The 18134-nt window shown below is 36.3% G+C and carries 20 protein-coding genes; 13 read left to right on the plus strand and 7 right to left on the minus strand.

The window, feature by feature from the left end; genetic code table 11:
• Positions 1–468: 468 nt before the first annotated feature.
• Positions 469–669, minus strand: a complete 201-nt coding sequence (locus tag TP70_RS11180) for a membrane protein (protein WP_044361682.1) — start codon at positions 667–669, stop codon at positions 469–471.
• Between the two features lie 143 nt (positions 670–812).
• On the opposite strand from TP70_RS11180, the gene nucI reads away from it, so the two are divergent.
• Positions 813–1322 (plus strand): thermonuclease NucI, encoded by a 510-nt coding sequence (gene nucI / locus TP70_RS11185; protein ID WP_044361684.1) that lies wholly within the window; start codon positions 813–815, stop codon positions 1320–1322.
• A 112-nt stretch (positions 1323–1434) separates the two neighbouring features.
• On the opposite strand, the gene TP70_RS11190 is transcribed toward nucI, so the two are convergent.
• Together TP70_RS11190 and TP70_RS11195 are read right to left on the minus strand one after the other, a co-directional pair.
• Positions 1435–1803, minus strand: coding sequence for a transcriptional regulator, SarA/Rot family (locus TP70_RS11190; RefSeq protein WP_044361685.1), 369 nt, complete (start codon positions 1801–1803; stop codon positions 1435–1437).
• Positions 1804–2250: 447 nt separating this feature from the next.
• Complete coding sequence (locus TP70_RS11195) at positions 2251–3600, minus strand: aspartate kinase (protein WP_044361686.1); 1350 nt, start codon at positions 3598–3600, stop codon at positions 2251–2253.
• Positions 3601–3790: 190 nt separating this feature from the next.
• On the opposite strand from TP70_RS11195, the gene TP70_RS11200 reads away from it, so the two are divergent.
• From TP70_RS11200 to TP70_RS11215, 4 genes are all read left to right on the plus strand, one after another.
• A complete protein-coding gene (locus tag TP70_RS11200) occupies positions 3791–5074 on the plus strand; it encodes a homoserine dehydrogenase (protein ID WP_044361688.1) in 1284 nt (427 codons plus the stop codon).
• Between the two features lie 6 nt (positions 5075–5080).
• On the plus strand, positions 5081–6145 hold the full coding sequence (thrC, locus tag TP70_RS11205; protein ID WP_044361690.1) for a threonine synthase: 1065 nt from the start codon (positions 5081–5083) through the stop codon (positions 6143–6145).
• Complete coding sequence (gene thrB, locus TP70_RS11210) at positions 6142–7062, plus strand: homoserine kinase (RefSeq protein WP_044361691.1); 921 nt, start codon at positions 6142–6144, stop codon at positions 7060–7062. Before thrC ends, thrB begins: the two co-directional genes overlap by 4 nt.
• 135 nt (positions 7063–7197) lie before the next feature.
• Positions 7198–8010 carry a Cof-type HAD-IIB family hydrolase gene (locus tag TP70_RS11215; protein WP_044361692.1) on the plus strand — a complete coding sequence of 271 codons (813 nt, stop codon included), beginning with the start codon at positions 7198–7200 and terminating at the stop codon, positions 8008–8010.
• Positions 8011–8071: 61 nt separating this feature from the next.
• On the opposite strand, the gene TP70_RS11220 is transcribed toward TP70_RS11215, so the two are convergent.
• Together TP70_RS11220 and TP70_RS11225 are read right to left on the minus strand one after the other, a co-directional pair.
• Positions 8072–8386: a hypothetical protein gene (locus TP70_RS11220; RefSeq protein WP_044361694.1), complete on the minus strand. Its 315-nt coding sequence runs from the start codon at positions 8384–8386 to the stop codon at positions 8072–8074.
• A gap of 107 nt (positions 8387–8493) precedes the next feature.
• A complete protein-coding gene (locus TP70_RS11225; RefSeq protein WP_044361696.1) occupies positions 8494–9942 on the minus strand; it encodes an amino acid permease in 1449 nt (482 codons plus the stop codon).
• A 222-nt stretch (positions 9943–10164) separates the two neighbouring features.
• Between TP70_RS11225 and TP70_RS11230 the strand changes: the two genes are divergently transcribed.
• Positions 10165–11661, plus strand: a complete 1497-nt coding sequence (locus tag TP70_RS11230; RefSeq protein WP_044361698.1) for a catalase — start codon at positions 10165–10167, stop codon at positions 11659–11661.
• 98 nt (positions 11662–11759) lie between these two features.
• On the opposite strand, the gene rpmG is transcribed toward TP70_RS11230, so the two are convergent.
• The gene (gene rpmG / locus TP70_RS11235) at positions 11760–11909 is read right to left on the minus strand and encodes a 50S ribosomal protein L33 (RefSeq protein WP_044361700.1); all 150 of its coding nucleotides are present in this window, start codon (positions 11907–11909) and stop codon (positions 11760–11762) included.
• A gap of 165 nt (positions 11910–12074) precedes the next feature.
• Here rpmG and rpsN point away from each other — a divergent pair, with 165 nt between their 5' ends.
• Complete coding sequence (rpsN, locus tag TP70_RS11240; RefSeq protein ID WP_044361701.1) at positions 12075–12344, plus strand: 30S ribosomal protein S14; 270 nt, start codon at positions 12075–12077, stop codon at positions 12342–12344.
• A gap of 80 nt (positions 12345–12424) precedes the next feature.
• Positions 12425–13402 (plus strand): GMP reductase, encoded by a 978-nt coding sequence (guaC, locus tag TP70_RS11245; protein WP_044361702.1) that lies wholly within the window; start codon positions 12425–12427, stop codon positions 13400–13402.
• Positions 13403–13559: 157 nt separating this feature from the next.
• Here guaC and lexA read toward each other — a convergent pair whose 3' ends face one another.
• The gene (gene lexA, locus TP70_RS11250) at positions 13560–14183 is read right to left on the minus strand and encodes a transcriptional repressor LexA (protein WP_044361703.1); all 624 of its coding nucleotides are present in this window, start codon (positions 14181–14183) and stop codon (positions 13560–13562) included.
• A gap of 142 nt (positions 14184–14325) precedes the next feature.
• Here lexA and sosA point away from each other — a divergent pair, with 142 nt between their 5' ends.
• The 5 genes from sosA (at position 14326) to TP70_RS11275 (ending at position 18038) form a co-directional block, all read left to right on the plus strand.
• Positions 14326–14538 (plus strand): DNA damage-induced cell division inhibitor SosA, encoded by a 213-nt coding sequence (gene sosA, locus TP70_RS11255; protein WP_044361704.1) that lies wholly within the window; start codon positions 14326–14328, stop codon positions 14536–14538.
• A gap of 90 nt (positions 14539–14628) precedes the next feature.
• On the plus strand, positions 14629–14865 hold the full coding sequence (locus tag TP70_RS11260; RefSeq protein ID WP_044361705.1) for a DUF896 domain-containing protein: 237 nt from the start codon (positions 14629–14631) through the stop codon (positions 14863–14865).
• Positions 14866–14977: 112 nt separating this feature from the next.
• A complete protein-coding gene (gene tkt / locus TP70_RS11265; RefSeq protein WP_044361706.1) occupies positions 14978–16963 on the plus strand; it encodes a transketolase in 1986 nt (661 codons plus the stop codon).
• A 185-nt stretch (positions 16964–17148) separates the two neighbouring features.
• Entirely contained in the window at positions 17149–17376 is a 228-nt protein-coding gene (locus TP70_RS11270) for a YneF family protein (RefSeq protein ID WP_263009870.1), read from the plus strand.
• A gap of 185 nt (positions 17377–17561) precedes the next feature.
• Positions 17562–18038, plus strand: coding sequence for a CcdC family protein (locus TP70_RS11275; RefSeq protein WP_044361708.1), 477 nt, complete (start codon positions 17562–17564; stop codon positions 18036–18038).
• Positions 18039–18134: the final 96 nt, after the last annotated feature.

Consider the following 18134-nt stretch of genomic DNA (forward strand, 5'->3'; position numbering starts at 1 on the left):
GATATAGTCTAAATTTGTACGCTTTCAATCGTTCCATTAGATACACCACCTATCTATTTATGATTATTCGCTTGATTGGGGAAAACTTTGAACATAATGTGTATAGGGTCTTATCATAATTCCACGCAACTAAAGTAATCAGATATTTCATTATCAATTACTTGTCTACGCTATTTCGTTGCCAAAATAAGAGGATAGTGAAGAAGGTATTCTAAATGACTATTTGTATCTAATGCCATTGTTATACTAACGCTTTTTATGTAGAATGAAAATAACACAAGTAAAACCAAAAGGCAATTCGCAATGTATATCAATTTTCAAGTTACCAAAAGTAACCAATATACTGGACGGCATTCATCACCCACCTATCGAGGATGGGCGACTTCTGCCTAAACTAAGTTAAATATATGAAAACAAGACAGTCTTATCTAGATTGAGATAATGATTGTCTTGTTTGCGTTTAAACAATTATGATGGATCAGATTTGTCGTTTTTATTACTTTTGCTGGATAGCCATTGAATCAAAAAGCCACATAATATACCGAGCAGTACGCCAATAAATGCGCCGGCGATGAGTGGTAAATCGAATGCGTACTGTAATACAAAACTGAGGACAACCGCAAAAATAATAATCAACAATGAAAGATAGTTGTCTTTTAGTGTTTTCATCTGTTTCACTCCTATTTCTCTATTATAGCATCTCTCAATGAAAGGTAAATCCTTCATAAACAAGCTACGTGTCAAATTTCAACTTGACCATCTGTGTTAAATTTACTATGATAAGTCAGAAATCAAACGATAAAGGTGATGTCATGAATAAAAAGTTATCGATTGTGCTTGTTGCGGTTATCGCAATCATTGTGTTGGGGTATCAATATCTGAATCAAACTGGGCCATTTTCGGATATGAGTGCTGACGATACGGCAGAGACATACACGGTTAAACGTGTCATTGATGGCGATACGATTATTGTCAGCAAGCCGGGTCAAGAAGATATACGTGTTCGTATGATTGGCGTGGATACACCTGAAACAGTGAAACCGAACACACCTGTGCAACCATATGGTAAAGCAGCGTCGGACTTTACGAAGAAACATCTAACGAATCAGAAAGTGCGCTTAGAATATGACCGTGAAAAGACGGATAGATATGGTAGAACTTTAGCGTATGTATGGTTGGGTGATGATATGTTTAATGTGATGTTGGCGAAAGAAGGGCTTGCACGTGCAAAATTTTATGCACCGAATGATAAATACCGTATTTTAATTGAACAGGCACAAAAAGAAGCACAGAAAAAGCAATTAAATATTTGGGAACGTTAAAAAGTCTTTGTACGGCACAGTTTTGTGTTGTACAAAGACTTTTATTTTAGCTGTCCAGCAAAGCAAATGCAGATATTCAATAGGTTTATTTGCTGACTTGATAATACGTACATTATACGTCAGAAAGAATTGATTTTTGAATTTGATCAAAGTTTTTTAAGATTTCATCCATTTTTTCGTATTGCTCATCCGTAAATGTAATATAAACTTTACGTTCATCTTCCGTAGAACGTTCTTTACCGATAATACCCATTTCTGTTAAAGCTGTAAGAGATTTATGTACTTCCATTAAACTGAAATCGATGGATTGTTTCACTTTATGAAGTGAAATACGTTGACTATTTGCAGATTTTAAATGATAGAGAAATAAAATATCATTAAGTTTGAGACCATATTGCTTTTTAATTTCACTAATAATTTTTTTTCGATAGGATTCATAGAAAAAAATCAGTTCAGAATCCATTGAGTAACCGTTTTTCATTTCTTCACTCCTTATGCTTACAATATGCACTATACATCATATTATATTAAATTTTTTATACTTTTAAAAGCTTAACTTTCAATATTGCTAAAAGAAAGACATATATTATTAAAATATACAGAGGTATAATATATCTACACATGGAATTTTACACACAAAACAAATTAATTTCAATATTTTTATAATAAGATAGAAGAATTAAATATAAATTTTTAAAGAACAAATAATTATTGATGATTTATATTTTTATTAGAGATGACATTATTAAAAAATAATGTTGTATAGACAAATTTCTAAGATAATAATCTCGTTTTTGAATAAAATTTTAGAATATGCGTGGGCAAATGAAGCATCCTTTTAGGTGGGGGATAAGTGCGTAATTTTATTTGAAAAAGGTCAAATAAAAACGCGCCTTAAATTTTAATAAGACGCGTGTAATTTCATATATTATAAGTAACAATTTTCGTAACAAGCTTTAACAGCAGCTTCGGCATCTTTGTTTGAAATACCGAACATCATAGAGATTTCAGAAGACCCTTGGTTGATCATTTTTAAGTTTATATTGGCATTGGCAAGTGCAGTTGTGATTTTATTGGCTGTCCCAACCATGGCGCTCATTCCTTCACCAACGACCATTAAAATAGCAAGGTCATGTTCAACGTTAAGTTCATCAATATCACATTGTGAACGAATTGCGTTTAACACTTTTTCTTCTTTACCTGCAAGTTGTGATGTACGCATGATAATACTAATATTATCGATTCCAGATGGCATATGATCGAAAGAAATATTATTTTCGGCAAGAATATTTAGTATTTTTACAGAAAAACCGACTTGTCTGTTCATTAAATACTTTTTGATATTAATACTTGTAAAGCCTTTGTCGCAACTAATGCCTGTTACGACTCTACGACGGTTGATTTCTCTATCATGCACAATATAAGTCCCCGGATCATCAGGTCGGTTAGTATTTTTAATGACGACAGGAATACGATAGCGGTACAAAGGTTGTAACGCTTCGTCATGGAATACACCGAAACCTGCATAAGACAATTCTCGCATCTCTCTATATGTGATTTCACCGATAATTTCAGGCGATTTAATAACAGTCGGATTTGCGCGGAAAATACCTGAAACATCTGTAAAGTTTTCATACAGGTCAGCTTTAACACCACGTGCAACGATGGCACCAGTAATGTCTGATCCCCCTCTAGGAAATGTCACGATATGATTTGTTTCTGAATAGCCGAAAAAGCCTGGAATAATAATCTTCTCGGGAATATCTCGAATTTGTTTAATTTTATCGTAACTTGAAGGGAGAATTTGCGCATTTTCAGGTTCGTCTGTCACGATAATGCCAGCATCTTTAGGTGACAAATAAATAGTTGGTACACCTTGTTCGTTATTGTAAGCGGCAATAATTTGTGCATTGAAATTCTCACCGGAAGATTTTAACGCATCTAGCAAGCGTTCTGGTTGATCGGCAAGCGTTTGGATAAAATGTTCGAGCGTTTCATCAATTTGCTTTAAAAGATCTGTCTCAATGCCAAGCTCCGTAATAATATCATTGAAACGTGCTAATATTTCTTGTTTCTTTGATTGGTAATCCAAATCATTAATGACTTTTTCATATAGTCTGATTAAAAGGTCGGTTGCTTTGGTATCCTCAGCGTGACGTTTACCAGGTGCAGACACAATAATAATGCGTCTGTCTTCGTCACTGTTCACGATGTTTAAAACTTTTTTGATTTGTGCTGCTGTAGCTACTGAGCTACCACCAAATTTAGATACTTTCATAATCACTTCAACCTTTCGTTCATATTGGATTTCCTATTCAGTTTCAGACTGAAAAATGGTATGATATACATGAGTTTTTTGAAATTTTTAGAACTTTACAAACTTTGTGAATGAACTTATACTAAACTAAATTTCTGCATATTTCAATATGTAGTCAGAAAATTGTATCAAATAATCGGAGGGATATTACATGAAACAGCTCAATGTTGCATTATTAGGACTAGGTACTGTTGGTTCTGGTGTGGTCAAGATCATCGAAGAAAACCATCAACAGATTAAAGACACCATTCAGAAAGACATTCAAATTAAACATATCTTAGTCCGTGATAAATCAAAAAAACGCCCACTTAATATTTCCCAGTATCATTTGACCGAAGATGTGAATGATATTTTGAATGATGATGATGTGGATATTGTTGTTGAGGTAATGGGGGGTATTGAGCCGACTGTTGATTGGTTGAAAGCAGCATTGTCTCAAAAGAAACATGTAATTACAGCAAATAAAGATTTATTAGCAGTCCATTTACGTGTATTAGAAGATCTTGCGCAAGCGAACGGCGTTGCATTGAAATATGAAGCGAGCGTTGCGGGTGGTATTCCAATTGTGAATGCGATTAATAATGGTTTAAATGCGAATAATATTAGTAAGTTTATGGGTATTTTCAATGGAACATCTAACTTTATTTTAACGAAGATGACAGAAGAAGGTGCACCATACGAAGCAGCACTACAAGAAGCACAAGACTTAGGTTTTGCAGAAGCAGACCCTACAGATGACGTTGAAGGTATTGATGCTGCACGTAAAGTAGTCATTACATCGTATTTATCATTTAACCAAGTGATTAAACTAACAGATGTGACAACTGAAGGGATTAGCCAAGTGACGACAGGCGATATTGATGCGGCGAGAGCGCTTGGATATAAGATAAAGTTGATTGGTAAAGGGACATATACAAACGGACAAGTGCAAGCGTCTGTAAAACCAACACTGATTGCACACAGTCATCAATTAGCTGCTGTTGAAAATGAATACAATGCCATTTATGTTATTGGCGATGCGGTTGGCGAGACGATGTTCTACGGTAAAGGTGCGGGTAGTTTAGCGACAGGTTCTGCGGTTGTAAGTGACTTATTGAATGTATCATTACAATTTGAATCAAACTTACACACGTTACCACCACATTTTGAACTAACAACTGAAAAAACAAAAGAAATGATGGATACGACGGAACCAGAAGTCATTAAAGAAAAGGAAAGCTACTATTTCGTTGTGACGTGTCCTGACGTTTCAGAAAAACAAATAGAAACAGATATTAAAGGGAATCTGCCATTCCATAAAACGTTACAAATGAAACAGATAGAAGCGAATCAATATGCGGTCGTTGTGATAGGCGTGGATGCGCAACCAACAGCAGCGATTGATGCGTTGGAAGGTTACAATGTAGAAAAAATTTATCCGGTTGAAGGAGTTTGATGAAAGATGAAGTTATGGCAAGGTCTTGTAAAAGAATATGAAGCATTTTTACCAGTGAATGAACAAACACCGAATGTTTCTTTAAATGAAGGACATACACCACTGATTTATTGTCCATCTATGTCTGAAATGCTCGGTATTGAATTGTATGTTAAATACGAGGGTGCGAATCCAACTGGGTCATTTAAAGACCGTGGTATGGTGATGGCAGTCACAAAAGCGAAAGAACAAGGGCGTAAAATTGTCATCTGTGCTTCAACGGGTAATACATCGGCATCGGCTGCAGCATATGCGGCGAGAGCGGGTTTGAAAGCAATTGTTGTCATTCCTGAAGGTAAAATTGCGCTAGGTAAATTATCGCAAGCTGTCATGTATGGTGCGCAAATCGTTTCTATTGAAGGTAACTTTGATGAAGCTTTAGAAATCGTGAAAGAAATTGCACAAGATGGCGAAATCGAATTAGTAAACTCTGTAAACCCTTATCGTATTGAAGGACAAAAAACAGCAGCGTTTGAGATTGTTGAACAATTTGAAGGATCAGCACCTGATGTATTAGCTATCCCAGTAGGTAATGCTGGAAATATTACAGCATATTGGAAAGGCTTTAAAGAATACAATGACAAAACTGACAGCGGCTTGCCTAAAATGTTCGGTTTCCAAGCTGAAGGTGCTTCACCAATTGTTCAAAATAAAGTGGTTAAAAATCCTGAAACGATTGCAACAGCGATTCGTATCGGTAATCCAGCGAGCTGGGATAAAGCAGTCGATGCAATCGAGACATCTCATGGCTTGATTGATGCGGTTACAGATGATGAAATTTTAGAAGCGTATCAATTGATGACATCTAAAGAAGGAATTTTCAGTGAGCCAGCAAGTAATGCTTCAATCGCTGGTTTAATTAAGTTACACCGTCAAGGTAAACTTGAAAAAGGTCAAAAAGTGGTAGCGGTATTAACAGGTAATGGCTTGAAAGACCCTGATACAGCAATTGGTTTATTAGAGAACCCAATTCAAGCACTACCTAATGACAAAAACCAAATCATACAATATATTAAGGATGCATTAAAATGACAAAAAATAAATTAAGCCTCAAAGTGCCGGCATCAACAGCTAATTTAGGATGTGGTTTTGATTCCATCGGTATGGCACTGAACAAGTTTCTATATGTGGATGCACAACCGATTCGTGCACGTCAGTGGAAGTTTCATCATGAAGGCCCAAATCTCAACGGGTTACCTGAGGATGAAACACACTATATTTATAAAACGGTACAATATGTTGCAGAAAAATTTAATGTCCAAATACCAACATTAGAAATTAGAATGTATAGTGATATTCCACTTGCACGTGGATTAGGTTCTTCAGCTTCAGCACTTGTTGCCGGATTATACATTGCCAATTTTTTTGGTGACATTGAGTTGTCGAAATATGAGTTGTTACAGTTAGCAACTGAAATTGAAGGGCACCCAGATAATGTTGCACCTACGATATACGGCGGATTAGTGGTTGGTTATCATAATGCAGAAACAAATATTACAGATGTTGCGCATATTGATGTTCCAGATGTGGACTTTATTTTGACGATTCCCGAGTATGAACTAGAAACGAAAAAGTCACGTGCGGTTTTACCGGAAACGTTGAATCATAAAGATGCAGTGAAATACAGTGCGATTAGTAATACAATGATTAGCGCACTGATTCAACATAACTATGAGTTAGCAGGCAAAATGATGGAACAAGATGGTTTACATGAGCCGTATCGTCAACATTTAATTGAAGATTTTGAAGCGGTTAAACAAAAGGCACACGCGTTTGATGCGTATGCGACAGTGATGTCCGGCGCAGGATCAACAATCATGACGATGGTAAAAAAAGAAAAAAGTGGGCCACTTGTACGTGCGCTCCGTCAATCTTTTAAAAACTGTCATTCTGAGCTTGTAACAGTCAATACAGAAGGCGTTGTCAGCCAAGCAATTCATAATTATTAACAACCGAAGCAGTTTTACTTACATCATGTGAGTGAAGCTGCTTTGTTATTTTGACATTTTTATGGCTGAACTTTTTGAATGTATCGTAATTTGAAAAGCTGTTGTAAGATAGAGAGTGAAAAGGAGATAGAGACAATGAAACCAGACTTGATTATATTTGATATGGACGATACATTATTGACGTCACAAAATAAGGTATCCGAAACGACGAAAGATTATTTATTAAAAGTACAGCAACTTGGTTATAAGCTCACTTTGGCATCAGGAAGACCGACAGAAGGGATGTTGGCAGTTGCTAAAGCGCTTGAGCTGGATAAGTATGGCAGCTATATTATGAGCTATAACGGTGGTCAAACGATTGATATTGCCAATCAAACGGTTATTGCTAAACAAAGCGTGTCGAAAGCACATTTTGATCGTATTGTCGATTTTTGTCGTGAACATGACATGCTCGTTTTAACGTATTATGAAGGACAAATCGTTATTGAAGGCACACATAAATATATGGGCGTTGAAGCGGAACTAACGGGTATGCCGATGATTCAAGTAGATGATATTAAAGCACATGTTCAAACTGATGTTCCTAAAGCGATGGCAGTTGCTGATGAGGATAAAATTGCACATATGTTTGCAACAGAAGTAACGCAATTTGCAGATGATTTAGCAGTAACAATTAGTAAACCATTTTTCCTAGAATTTATGAGTAAAGGTGTTTCAAAAGGTGCAGCAATTCGACGTCTAGCTGAACAACGTCAGTTATCCGTTGATAATATGATTGCATTTGGAGATAGTGCGAATGATCTTGATATGATTGAAACAGTCGGTACAGGTGTTGCGATGGGAAATGCACTTGATATTGTTAAAGAGAAAGCGCAGTATGTGACGAAGAGTCATGATGAAGATGGAATTCCATTTATATTAGCGCAGTTATTAGACGTTGAAATTTAAAATGAGCCAAATAAAAACAGTGAAGTGTGATGTTGATGCATCGGCTTCACTGTTTTTTACACTATTTTGCTGTATGTGTCCATTCTTTTTGTCCGCGATGTCGTTTAATATGTGCATAAATATTGTCGGCGGCATATTCTTGATTTGTATAAATTGTAATCGCAAATGCAGATTGATTGTCTTCAAATGGTTCGTCTAAATAAAGTTCTTTAAGATGTTGATAGAGGTTGTCCATTTGTTCATGTGTCAAACTACTGTACTCGCGCAATGTGCGTTTAAGCAGCTGGCCATGTTTTTCTTCTAAAGACTGCACAACAATTACGAAACGTTCTTCCGTTTTAATTACATCATCGAAAAGGTTTGTTTGTCCAATCATACTAAAACCACCTTTATTTGTTGTTACTTTAATTATACCTTATTTAAATAGTGGATAAAATAAAAAAAGGAGCAACATTTATTTCAAATGCTACTCCTGTGTGTGCGTTATTGGTAAGATTCGTGCTCGCTTAAATCAATTTCTTCGAGTGGAATGACTTTTGTTTTATGAATCAACTTATGCACAAAATAAATCACAAATAGAATGATAATAGGTAAAAAGTTTTGTGCTAATACTGGTAAATCAAAATGCATAATCGCTTCTGCAGAACTTCCGAAGATAAGGAAGAGAATCGTTACAAAAACGATGATGGGACCTACCGGGAAAAATGGTGCTTTATATGGTAAAAGCTGATTAATATCTTTTTGCTGTACTTTAATTGCGCGTCTTAATCGAACTTGTGCTAACACACTAGATGCCCATACGAAAGTGATGAGTGCTCCTATAATATTCAATAAGCCGATAACACTTTCTGGATTGAAGTTTGCATAAACTGTCACAGATGTAATAAAAACAAATGTTGTTAATAACGCATTTAATGGTAATTTTGTTTGACGATTGATAACGCCTAAAAACTTTGGTGCTTGTTTGTCTTCACTTAAAGAATACAGCATACGACTTGTTGTGAAGATACCAGAGTTCGCTGCAGATAATAATGTCGTTAAAATAACAGCATTAATAACTGAAGCTGCAAATGCAATGCCAACTTTATCAAATACAATGGTAAAAGGACTTTGTGTAATTGAACTGTTTTTGTTTAACAAAGTTGGATCCGTGTATGCGATAATCCCTGAAATAACAGCAATCGACAATACATAGAATAGTAGTATACGCCAGAAAACTTGTTTAATCGCACGTGGCATAGATTTTCTAGGATTGTCAGATTCACCAGCAGCTACAGCAACAACTTCAGAACCACCAACAGAGAATCCTGCAATCAGCAATACGCTTAAAAAGCCTGATAAGCCACCGACAAAAGGTGCCTCGCCAACTGTATAATTTTCAAATCCGTAATATTTACCGCCTAAAATACCAAAAATCATGAGTATCCCTAAAATAATAAAGATAATAATCGTAATGACTTTGATGAGTGAAAGCCAAAATTCTGCTTCACCAAACGCTTTAACAGTAAATACGTTCAGTAGGAAAATAATCGATAAGAAAATGATACTCCATACTAGGGGAGAGAAGAAATGGAAGGCATCCCAATATGCAATGACATTAGATGCAACAATAATATCGATACTTGTAACAAGTGACCATATTGTCCAATACAACCAGCCCATCGTAAATCCTAATGAAGGGTCAACAAATCGCGTGGAATAACTACTAAATGATCCAGATACAGGATAAAATGTCGCCATTTCCCCTATGGATGACATCAAAAAGTATAACATCACACCGATGATTAAGTATGCTAGAATAGCACCGCCAGGACCTGCTTGAGCAATCACACCACCTGTTGCAATGAATAAACCGGTTCCGATTGCGCCACCGATAGCAATCATTGAAATGTGTCTGGATTGCAGCCCTCTATTTAATTTCTTTTCTTCCATAAACATCTGCTCCTCGTAAAAAATAAAAGATTTCTATCTATTGTACTTGCTATCTCAAGGATATTCAACAACAATTTACAACTTTAAAGCCTTAAAAGCAAAATTTTTCGAAAATTCAATTCAGAAAAGGTATTCAACTTACTTTTATTATTTTCAAAATAGGGTATAATGAACCAAAGGGGTAAATTAGAATTATTATAAATAAGAAAGAAGGTAATTCAAGTGGGTAATCATAATGATTCGAAATTAACAGGTTTATTCGGGCATCCAGTTGGTGACAGAGAAAACTCAATGACAGCAGGTGCACGTGGGCCGTTATTGATGCAAGATTGGTATTTCTTAGAACAAATGGCACACTTTGATCGTGAAGTTATTCCAGAAAGAAGAATGCACGCCAAAGGTTCAGGTGCATTCGGTACATTTACAGTCACTCATGATATTACACAATATACATCAGCAAAAATCTTTTCAGAAGTAGGTAAACAAACAGAAATGTTCGCGCGTTTTTCAACGGTAGCAGGAGAACGTGGTGCAGCCGACGCAGAAAGAGATATTCGTGGTTTTGCGTTGAAGTTTTATACAGAAGAAGGTAACTGGGACTTAGTAGGAAACAACACACCAGTCTTTTTCTTTAGAGATCCAAAATTATTTGCAAGTTTAAACCATGCAGTAAAAAGAGATCCTCGAACAAATATGCGTAGTGCACAAAATAACTGGGATTTCTGGACTTCATTACCTGAAGCATTGCATCAAGTGACAATTTTAATGTCAGATCGTGGGATTCCAAAAGGTTTTCGTCATATGCACGGCTTTGGTTCACACACGTATGCGATGATTAATGATAAAAATGAGCGTGTATGGGTAAAATTCCATTTTAGAACACAACAAGGGATTGAAAACTTCTCTCCTGAAGAAGCAGAACAAGTCATTGCAAAAGATCGTGAATCATCACAAAGAGACTTGTTTGAAGCGATTGAAAAAGGCGACTTCCCTAAATGGAAAATGTATATCCAAGTCATGACGGAAGAACAAGCACGCAATCATAAAGACAACCCATTCGACTTAACAAAAGTTTGGTTTAAAGATGAATATCCATTAATTGAAGTGGGCGAGTTTGAATTAAATAGAAACCCTGACAACTATTTTATGGATGTTGAACAAGCAGCGTTCGCACCGACAAACATTATTCCAGGTTTAGACTTTTCTCCTGACAAAATGTTACAAGGTCGACTTTTCTCATACGGCGATGCACAAAGATATCGTTTAGGTGTTAACCACTGGCAAATTCCAGTAAACCAACCTAAAGGCGTTGGCGTTGAAAATATTTGTCCATTCAGCCGTGACGGTCAAATGCGCTTCTTAGATGGTAATGGTGGAGGTAAAACACACTACTATCCAAATAGTACAGGTGCATTTGAAGATCAACCAGAATACAAACGTCAACCGCTTGCCGTAGAAGGTACAGCATATGAACACAACTTTAGAGAAGATGATGATAACTACTTTGAGCAACCAGGTAAGTTATTCCGTCTACAATCACCAGAACAACAACAACGTATTTTTGAAAATACAGCAAATGAAATGGATGGAACGACTGATGAAGTGAAACATCGTCATATCCGCCATTGTTATCAAGCAGACCCTAACTATGGTAAAGGTGTTGCAAAAGCACTTGGCATGTTAGATGAATTAGATACGATTTTAGGTGACTTAAAATAAGTTGATATGCAATTAAAACACAAAAAATGTTGAGAGCCTTGTTCTCTCAACATTTTTTACAGTTGTCGTATTTTTTGATTAGCAAGTATATGCCATTATTATTTTGTTTCTCTGTGCAACGTGTGCTTATTTAATCTTGGGCAATATTTCATCATTTCAATACGTTCAGGGTTTGTACGCTTGTTTTTTGTTGTAATGTAGTTACGATCTCCACATTCAGTACAAGCTAAAGTTACATTAATACGCATGGTTTTCCCTCCTTTAATGATTATATTTAAACTGAAACCATTACGATTTAATATTTTAGCATGCTTTTTCCAATTTGCCAATATTTTTATGTTGCATTGCTTTAAGAGATTGTGCTAGTATTTAAAACGTAATGATTACGATTTATAAAAAGGTGGTTAAAATATATGGCTAAAAAGTCTAAAATTGCGAAAGAGAAAAAGCGCGAGCAGTTAGTTGCACAATATGCAGAACTACGTCGTGAGTTAAAAGCGAAAGGTGATTACGAAGCACTTCGCAAGCTTCCAAGAGATTCTTCACCGACACGTTTAACGAGAAGATGTAAAGTCACAGGTAGACCACGTGGTGTATTACGCAAGTTTGAAATGTCACGTATCTCATTCCGTGAGTATGCACATAAAGGTCAAATTCCTGGTGTTAAAAAATCTAGTTGGTAATATTTTGCAACCCTTTGTTTACTTTATCCGCTAAAGATAGTATATTATCATATGGATAAAATAAATGAGGGGTTTTTTAAATGAAAATTTTTGATTATGAAGATATACAGTTAATTCCAAACAAAAGTATTGTAAAGAGTCGTTCAGAAATTGATACGTCTATCCAATTTGGCCCTAAACGTTTTAAGTTGCCTGTTGTTCCAGCGAACATGCAGACAGTCATGAATGAAAAATTAGCGGAATGGTTTGCGGAGAATGAATATTTTTATATCATGCACCGATTTGATGAAGCAGCACGTTTACCATTTATTAAACGCATGCAAGAAAAAGGCTTATTCGCCTCAATCTCAGTTGGTGTTAAAGACCCTGAATTTGAATTTGTAGAAAAAATTAAAGCAGAAGGCCTCAAACCAGAATATATCACAATCGACATTGCACACGGCCATTCTGATCAAGTAATTGATATGATCAAGCATATTAAAAAACATTTGCCAGAAACATTTGTCATTGCTGGTAATGTAGGGACGCCAGAGGGTGTTCGTGAGTTAGAAAATGCAGGTGCAGATGCGACTAAGGTAGGTATTGGACCTGGACGTGTATGTATTACGAAAATCAAAACAGGTTTTGGTACAGGTGGTTGGCAATTAGCAGCAGTAAACTTATGTAGTAAAGCTGCACGCAAACCAATTATTGCCGATGGTGGTATTCGTACGCATGGTGATATTGCAAAATCAGTACGTTTTGGTGCTTCAATGGTTATGATTGGTTCATTATTTGCAGCACACGAAGAATCACCAGGTGAAACTGTTGAGATGGACGGTAAAAAGTATAAAGAATACTTTGGTAGTGCGTCTGAATATCAAAAAGGTGAGCGTAAAAACGTAGAAGGTAAAAAAATGTTTGTAGCACATAAAGGTGCATTGCAAGACACATTAACAGAAATGCAAGAAGACTTACAAAGCTCAATTTCTTATGCGGGTGGTAAAGATATCGACGCATTAAGAAAAGTAGACTATGTGATCGTTAAAAACTCAATTTTTAACGGCGATAGAGATTAATTTAATAGAAATGAAAAAGCTCCGAAATCCAACGCTTTTGTGGATGATCGGAGCTTTTTACTGTTGTTTAAGAAGTGCTTATGAGAGTGTATGTGTCATAATGTATTGGTAGTTTCATGTTATGAATTGCTAAAACGCTTATGATTGTCTGTATAAATTACATCTCTCTGAAAAGACCTACTACTTTACCAAGTACAGTGACATGTTCTAAATAAATCGGACTTAACATGCTATTTTCAGGTTGCAAACGATAGCGGTTTTTCTCTTTGTAGAAACGTTTCACTGTCGCTTCGTCCTCTTCAGTCATCGCCACAATAATATCACCGTTCTCTGCAATAGACTGGCTACGTACGATGACTTTGTCACCATCTAAAATCCCGGCTTCAATCATACTATCACCGACAACGTTTAAAATAAAAAGTTGTCCATTATGTGTTGAAGTAAAATGTTCAGGCAATGGATAATACTCTTCAACGTTTTCAACGGCAGTGATTGGCACACCTGCAGTTACTTTCCCTATAACAGGAACAAAAATCGTCGCTTCCATATTAACGGGTTCTCCCATTAATTCATTCACAATTTCAATTGCACGGGGTTTCGTAGGGTCACGTCGAATATACCCTTTTTCTTCAAGGCGAGATAAATGGCCGTGAACGGTTGAACTTGATGCAAGACCGACAGCTTCTCCAATTTCACGTACACTCGGTGGATAGCCTTTAGATTGTACGACATGTTTAATAAATTCAAAAATTTCACTTTGTCTCTTTGTTAATTCTCTCATTGTTAGCACTCCTTCGTTGAATTTAAAGTTATTATAGCATACTACACGAACAAGAACAAACATTTGTTCGTCTTTTTGTTGACATGGAACGCTTGTTCTGATAAATTACTAATACAAACAAATGTTCTAGGAGCGTTGAGTAATGATACAACATAAAATGACTGAGATATACTTATTTATTATCGTCTTTGTGGCGTCAATTATACTATTTATGGCTTTCTTCATTCTGACAAGCCAAAACAATCAAACAGAACAAACGTACCAGATGACCGATCATTCTCTTAAAAATACAGAACAAACGGTCCCACATCATAATGATGAACAGAGTATGTTTGCAATTACGTTAAGCAAATAATGACTTATTATAGCTTATAGTATCAAGTGTTTGGTTTTTCGTGTCATATCTGATATATTCTTCTAAAGAAAACAACGGAGGTACTATGACATGCTTAGCCAAGAAAAATTAAATCGCATCAATGAACTTGCGAACAAGAAAAAAGAACAAGGTTTAACTGAAATTGAAGCAAAGGAACAATCTAAATTAAGAAGTGAATATTTAGAAACGTTCCGTGGTAGCTTTAAATCACAAATTGAACAAACTAAAATAATCGATCCACAAGGTAATGATGTGACACCTGACAAATTAAAAGAAATTCAAAAGCAAAAGAATTTGCGTAAATAGTTGTCACACATTATTCATGAATTAAATTTACGAATATATGGAATTTCTAGGTATCCGATAGCGCTTTCGGTTATAATATAGACGTGAAGAGAAAAAGAAGGGATGTTATTTTATGTTTGATAAAAAAGATAGTTTAGCAGTGAATACATTGCGTGCTTTGAGTATCGACGCCATTGAGCAAGCGAATTCAGGGCATCCGGGATTGCCAATGGGTGCAGCACCTATGGCGTACACATTATGGACACGTCATCTGAATTTCAACCCTAAAGCTGACAAATATTTTAACAGAGACCGTTTTGTGTTATCTGCTGGACATGGTTCTGCGCTATTATACAGCTTATTACATGTATCTGGCGATTTAGCTTTAGATGAGTTGAAGAACTTCAGACAATGGGGTTCAAAAACACCAGGTCACCCTGAGTTTCGTCATACACAAGGTGTCGAAATTACAACTGGACCATTAGGACAAGGTTTTGCGATGGCAGTTGGTATGGCAATGGCTGAAAAACACCTTGCAGCAAAATATAACAAAGATATTTCAATTGTAGATCACCACACATATGTATTAGCATCTGATGGTGATTTAATGGAAGGTATTTCACACGAAGCAGCTTCTCTAGCTGGACATTTAAAATTAGATAAATTGATTACATTGTATGATTCAAACGATATTTCATTAGATGGTAAGACGAATAAATCTTTCTCTGAAAATATTAAGCAACGTTTTGAAGCGTATGGATGGAACCACATTTTAGTTGAAGATGGTAATGATCTTGAAGCGATCGATCGTGCGATTACAACTGCAAAAGAACAAGCAGGACCTACGATTATTGAAGTGAAGACAATTATCGGTTATGGTTCACCAAATAAATCAAACAGTCACACATCTCACGGCGCGCCACTTGGTGCAGATGAGCGTGCATTAACGTTCGATAACTATGCACTAGATGCAAACAAACAATTCCATGTGGATGAAGTTGTTTATGAAGTGTTCAAAGAAACGATGATTGCACGTGCAGATGCACACGAACAAGCGTGGGAAGAAGACTTCAAGAAATATGAAGCACAATATCCTGAACTTGCGAAAACATTCAAAACCGCATTAGCAGGTGATCTTCCAGAAGACTATGCAGCAGCATTACCACAATTTGAAGTGGGTCACAATGCAGCCTCACGTGCTGATTCAGGTGAAGTGATTCAAGCTTTAAGTGCAGCAGTTCCTTCATTCTTCGGTGGTTCAGCTGACTTAGCGTCATCAAATAAATCAAACGTCAAAGCTGAAGGCGATTTTTCAGCAGAAGACGGTAGTGGCAGAAACATTTGGTTTGGTGTGCGTGAATTTGCGATGGCAGCCGCTGTTAACGGTATGGCAGCACATGGCGGTATTCATCCTTATGGTGCAACATTCTTTGTATTCAGTGACTATGTGAAACCAGCACTACGCCTATCATCATTAATGGGCTTAGGCTCAACATTTATTTTCACTCACGACTCAATCGCTGTTGGTGAAGATGGTCCAACGCATGAGCCAATTGAACAACTTGCTGGTTTACGTGCAATTCCTAACTTAAATGTGATTCGTCCTGCAGACGGTAACGAAACACGTGTTGCATGGAAAGTTGCATTAGAATCTAAATCAACACCAACTGCATTAGTATTAACAAGACAAGGTTTACCAGTGTTAGACGTTAAACCTGCGACAGTTGAGGAAGGTGTACGTAAAGGGGCGTATGTTGTATACGAAACTGAAACAGCACCTGAATACGTGCTATTAGCCACAGGTTCAGAAGTGAACTTGTTAGTTGATGTAGCAAAAGAATTAGCTGAGCAAGGTAAAGGTGTCCGCGTTGTATCTATGCCGAACTGGCACGCGTTTGAACAACAAACGAAAGAGTACAAAGATGCAATTTTATTACCACATGTTGAAAAACGTGTTGCAGCAGAAATGGGTGCAACATTAGGTTGGCATAAATATGTAGGTATGAACGGTAAAGTGATCGGTATTGATCAATTTGGTGCAAGTGCCCCTGGCGACCTTGTTATTGAAAAATACGGCTTTACAAAAGAACAAGTGTTGGCTGAAATCGAAAAATTATAAGCAACATACCGTTTGACTAGGATAAATGAGATAGGGCAATGAGAGTTGGGAAGTACCACTTTCTTGCCCTGTTTCTTTTGCTAGGCAGCTTGATCAATTGAAAAAACACATCTTCATCTGAATTATCTTGAAAACATATGTTTTTTCTAGTAAAATGCTAAAGGATAAAGAAAGTGGGTGAAACGATGGCTACATGGTTAGCAATATTATTAATTGCAGTTGCACTTATCATCGGTCTTGTTGGTGGATTCTTCTTAGCGCGTAAATATATGATGGACTATTTGAAAAAGAACCCACCTATTAATGAAGAAATGTTACGTATGATGATGATGCAGATGGGTCAAAAACCGTCACAGAAAAAAATCAATCAAATGATGACAATGATGAACAAAAATATGGATAAGAAGATGTAATATCCATTCTTTAAATAAGCAAGAGATCGATGTTTTATTGATGCATTGATTCTCTTGCTTTTTGTTATTATGTGTACTTTAATATAGTTATGATTATCGTGACATCTTTCAGTTTGAACGATGATTTGTGCATGTATCCAGTGCAAGCGTCATTGTTCAGCTTGATAGGGTGAGGAGGCAATATATTGAGCTATTTAGTGTTTTCCATAATAGTAGCTTTTATGATGGGGGCAGTTGTGATCGTTGTACGTATGAGGGCGCAACAATACCCAGTGAATGAAAAGAAAATAATTTTACCGCCAGTCTTTATGTCGACAGGTGCTTTAATGTATGTGGTACCTTATTTTAGATTAACGCATACAGAAATTATCGAATCCATTGTGATTGGGATGTTATTTTCAACGGTACTAATGATGACATCGCATTTTGAAGTGAAAGGGAGCGACATTTACTTAAAAAAATCAAAAGCATTTCCAATCGTATTGATTTCTTTATTGATTATTAGAACGGTGCTTAAAGTCTTTCTAGGAAGTTCTATTAATGCGGGAGAGCTTGCAGGTATGTTCTTCCTACTTGCATTTAGCATGTTGTTGCCATGGCGCTTAGCAATGCTATATCGTTATCAGCAATTAAAAAAACGTATGTTGAATAATTCAATTTAAGATTTAATAAATAACATTACTATAAAAAGAAAAACAAAGCAGTTTCATGAGCCGAACGGTATGTGAACTGCTTTTTCTATACTTATGAATGAAAAA

The sequence above is a fragment of the Staphylococcus microti genome, assembly GCF_000934465.1.
Lineage (GTDB): Bacteria > Bacillota > Bacilli > Staphylococcales > Staphylococcaceae > Staphylococcus > Staphylococcus microti.

Coding starts and splice junctions, on each gene's coding strand:
- TP70_RS11190 (WP_044361685.1), bottom strand. CDS start 1,803: ATGAAAAACGGTTACTCAATGGATTCTGAACTGATTTTTTTCTATGAA.
- TP70_RS11260 (WP_044361705.1), top strand. CDS start 14,629: ATGCTTAGCCAAGAAAAATTAAATCGCATCAATGAACTTGCGAACAAG.
- rpsN (WP_044361701.1), top strand. CDS start 12,075: ATGGCTAAAAAGTCTAAAATTGCGAAAGAGAAAAAGCGCGAGCAGTTA.
- rpmG (WP_044361700.1), bottom strand. CDS start 11,909: ATGCGTATTAATGTAACTTTAGCTTGTACTGAATGTGGAGATCGTAAC.
- thrC (WP_044361690.1), top strand. CDS start 5,081: ATGAAGTTATGGCAAGGTCTTGTAAAAGAATATGAAGCATTTTTACCA.
- TP70_RS11195 (WP_044361686.1), bottom strand. CDS start 3,600: ATGAAAGTATCTAAATTTGGTGGTAGCTCAGTAGCTACAGCAGCACAA.
- lexA (WP_044361703.1), bottom strand. CDS start 14,183: ATGAGAGAATTAACAAAGAGACAAAGTGAAATTTTTGAATTTATTAAA.
- tkt (WP_044361706.1), top strand. CDS start 14,978: ATGTTTGATAAAAAAGATAGTTTAGCAGTGAATACATTGCGTGCTTTG.
- nucI (WP_044361684.1), top strand. CDS start 813: ATGAATAAAAAGTTATCGATTGTGCTTGTTGCGGTTATCGCAATCATT.
- thrB (WP_044361691.1), top strand. CDS start 6,142: ATGACAAAAAATAAATTAAGCCTCAAAGTGCCGGCATCAACAGCTAAT.
- TP70_RS11180 (WP_044361682.1), bottom strand. CDS start 669: ATGAAAACACTAAAAGACAACTATCTTTCATTGTTGATTATTATTTTT.
- TP70_RS11270 (WP_263009870.1), top strand. CDS start 17,149: ATGGCTACATGGTTAGCAATATTATTAATTGCAGTTGCACTTATCATC.
- TP70_RS11200 (WP_044361688.1), top strand. CDS start 3,791: ATGAAACAGCTCAATGTTGCATTATTAGGACTAGGTACTGTTGGTTCT.
- TP70_RS11220 (WP_044361694.1), bottom strand. CDS start 8,386: ATGATTGGACAAACAAACCTTTTCGATGATGTAATTAAAACGGAAGAA.
- TP70_RS11215 (WP_044361692.1), top strand. CDS start 7,198: ATGAAACCAGACTTGATTATATTTGATATGGACGATACATTATTGACG.
- TP70_RS11225 (WP_044361696.1), bottom strand. CDS start 9,942: ATGGAAGAAAAGAAATTAAATAGAGGGCTGCAATCCAGACACATTTCA.
- sosA (WP_044361704.1), top strand. CDS start 14,326: ATGATACAACATAAAATGACTGAGATATACTTATTTATTATCGTCTTT.
- guaC (WP_044361702.1), top strand. CDS start 12,425: ATGAAAATTTTTGATTATGAAGATATACAGTTAATTCCAAACAAAAGT.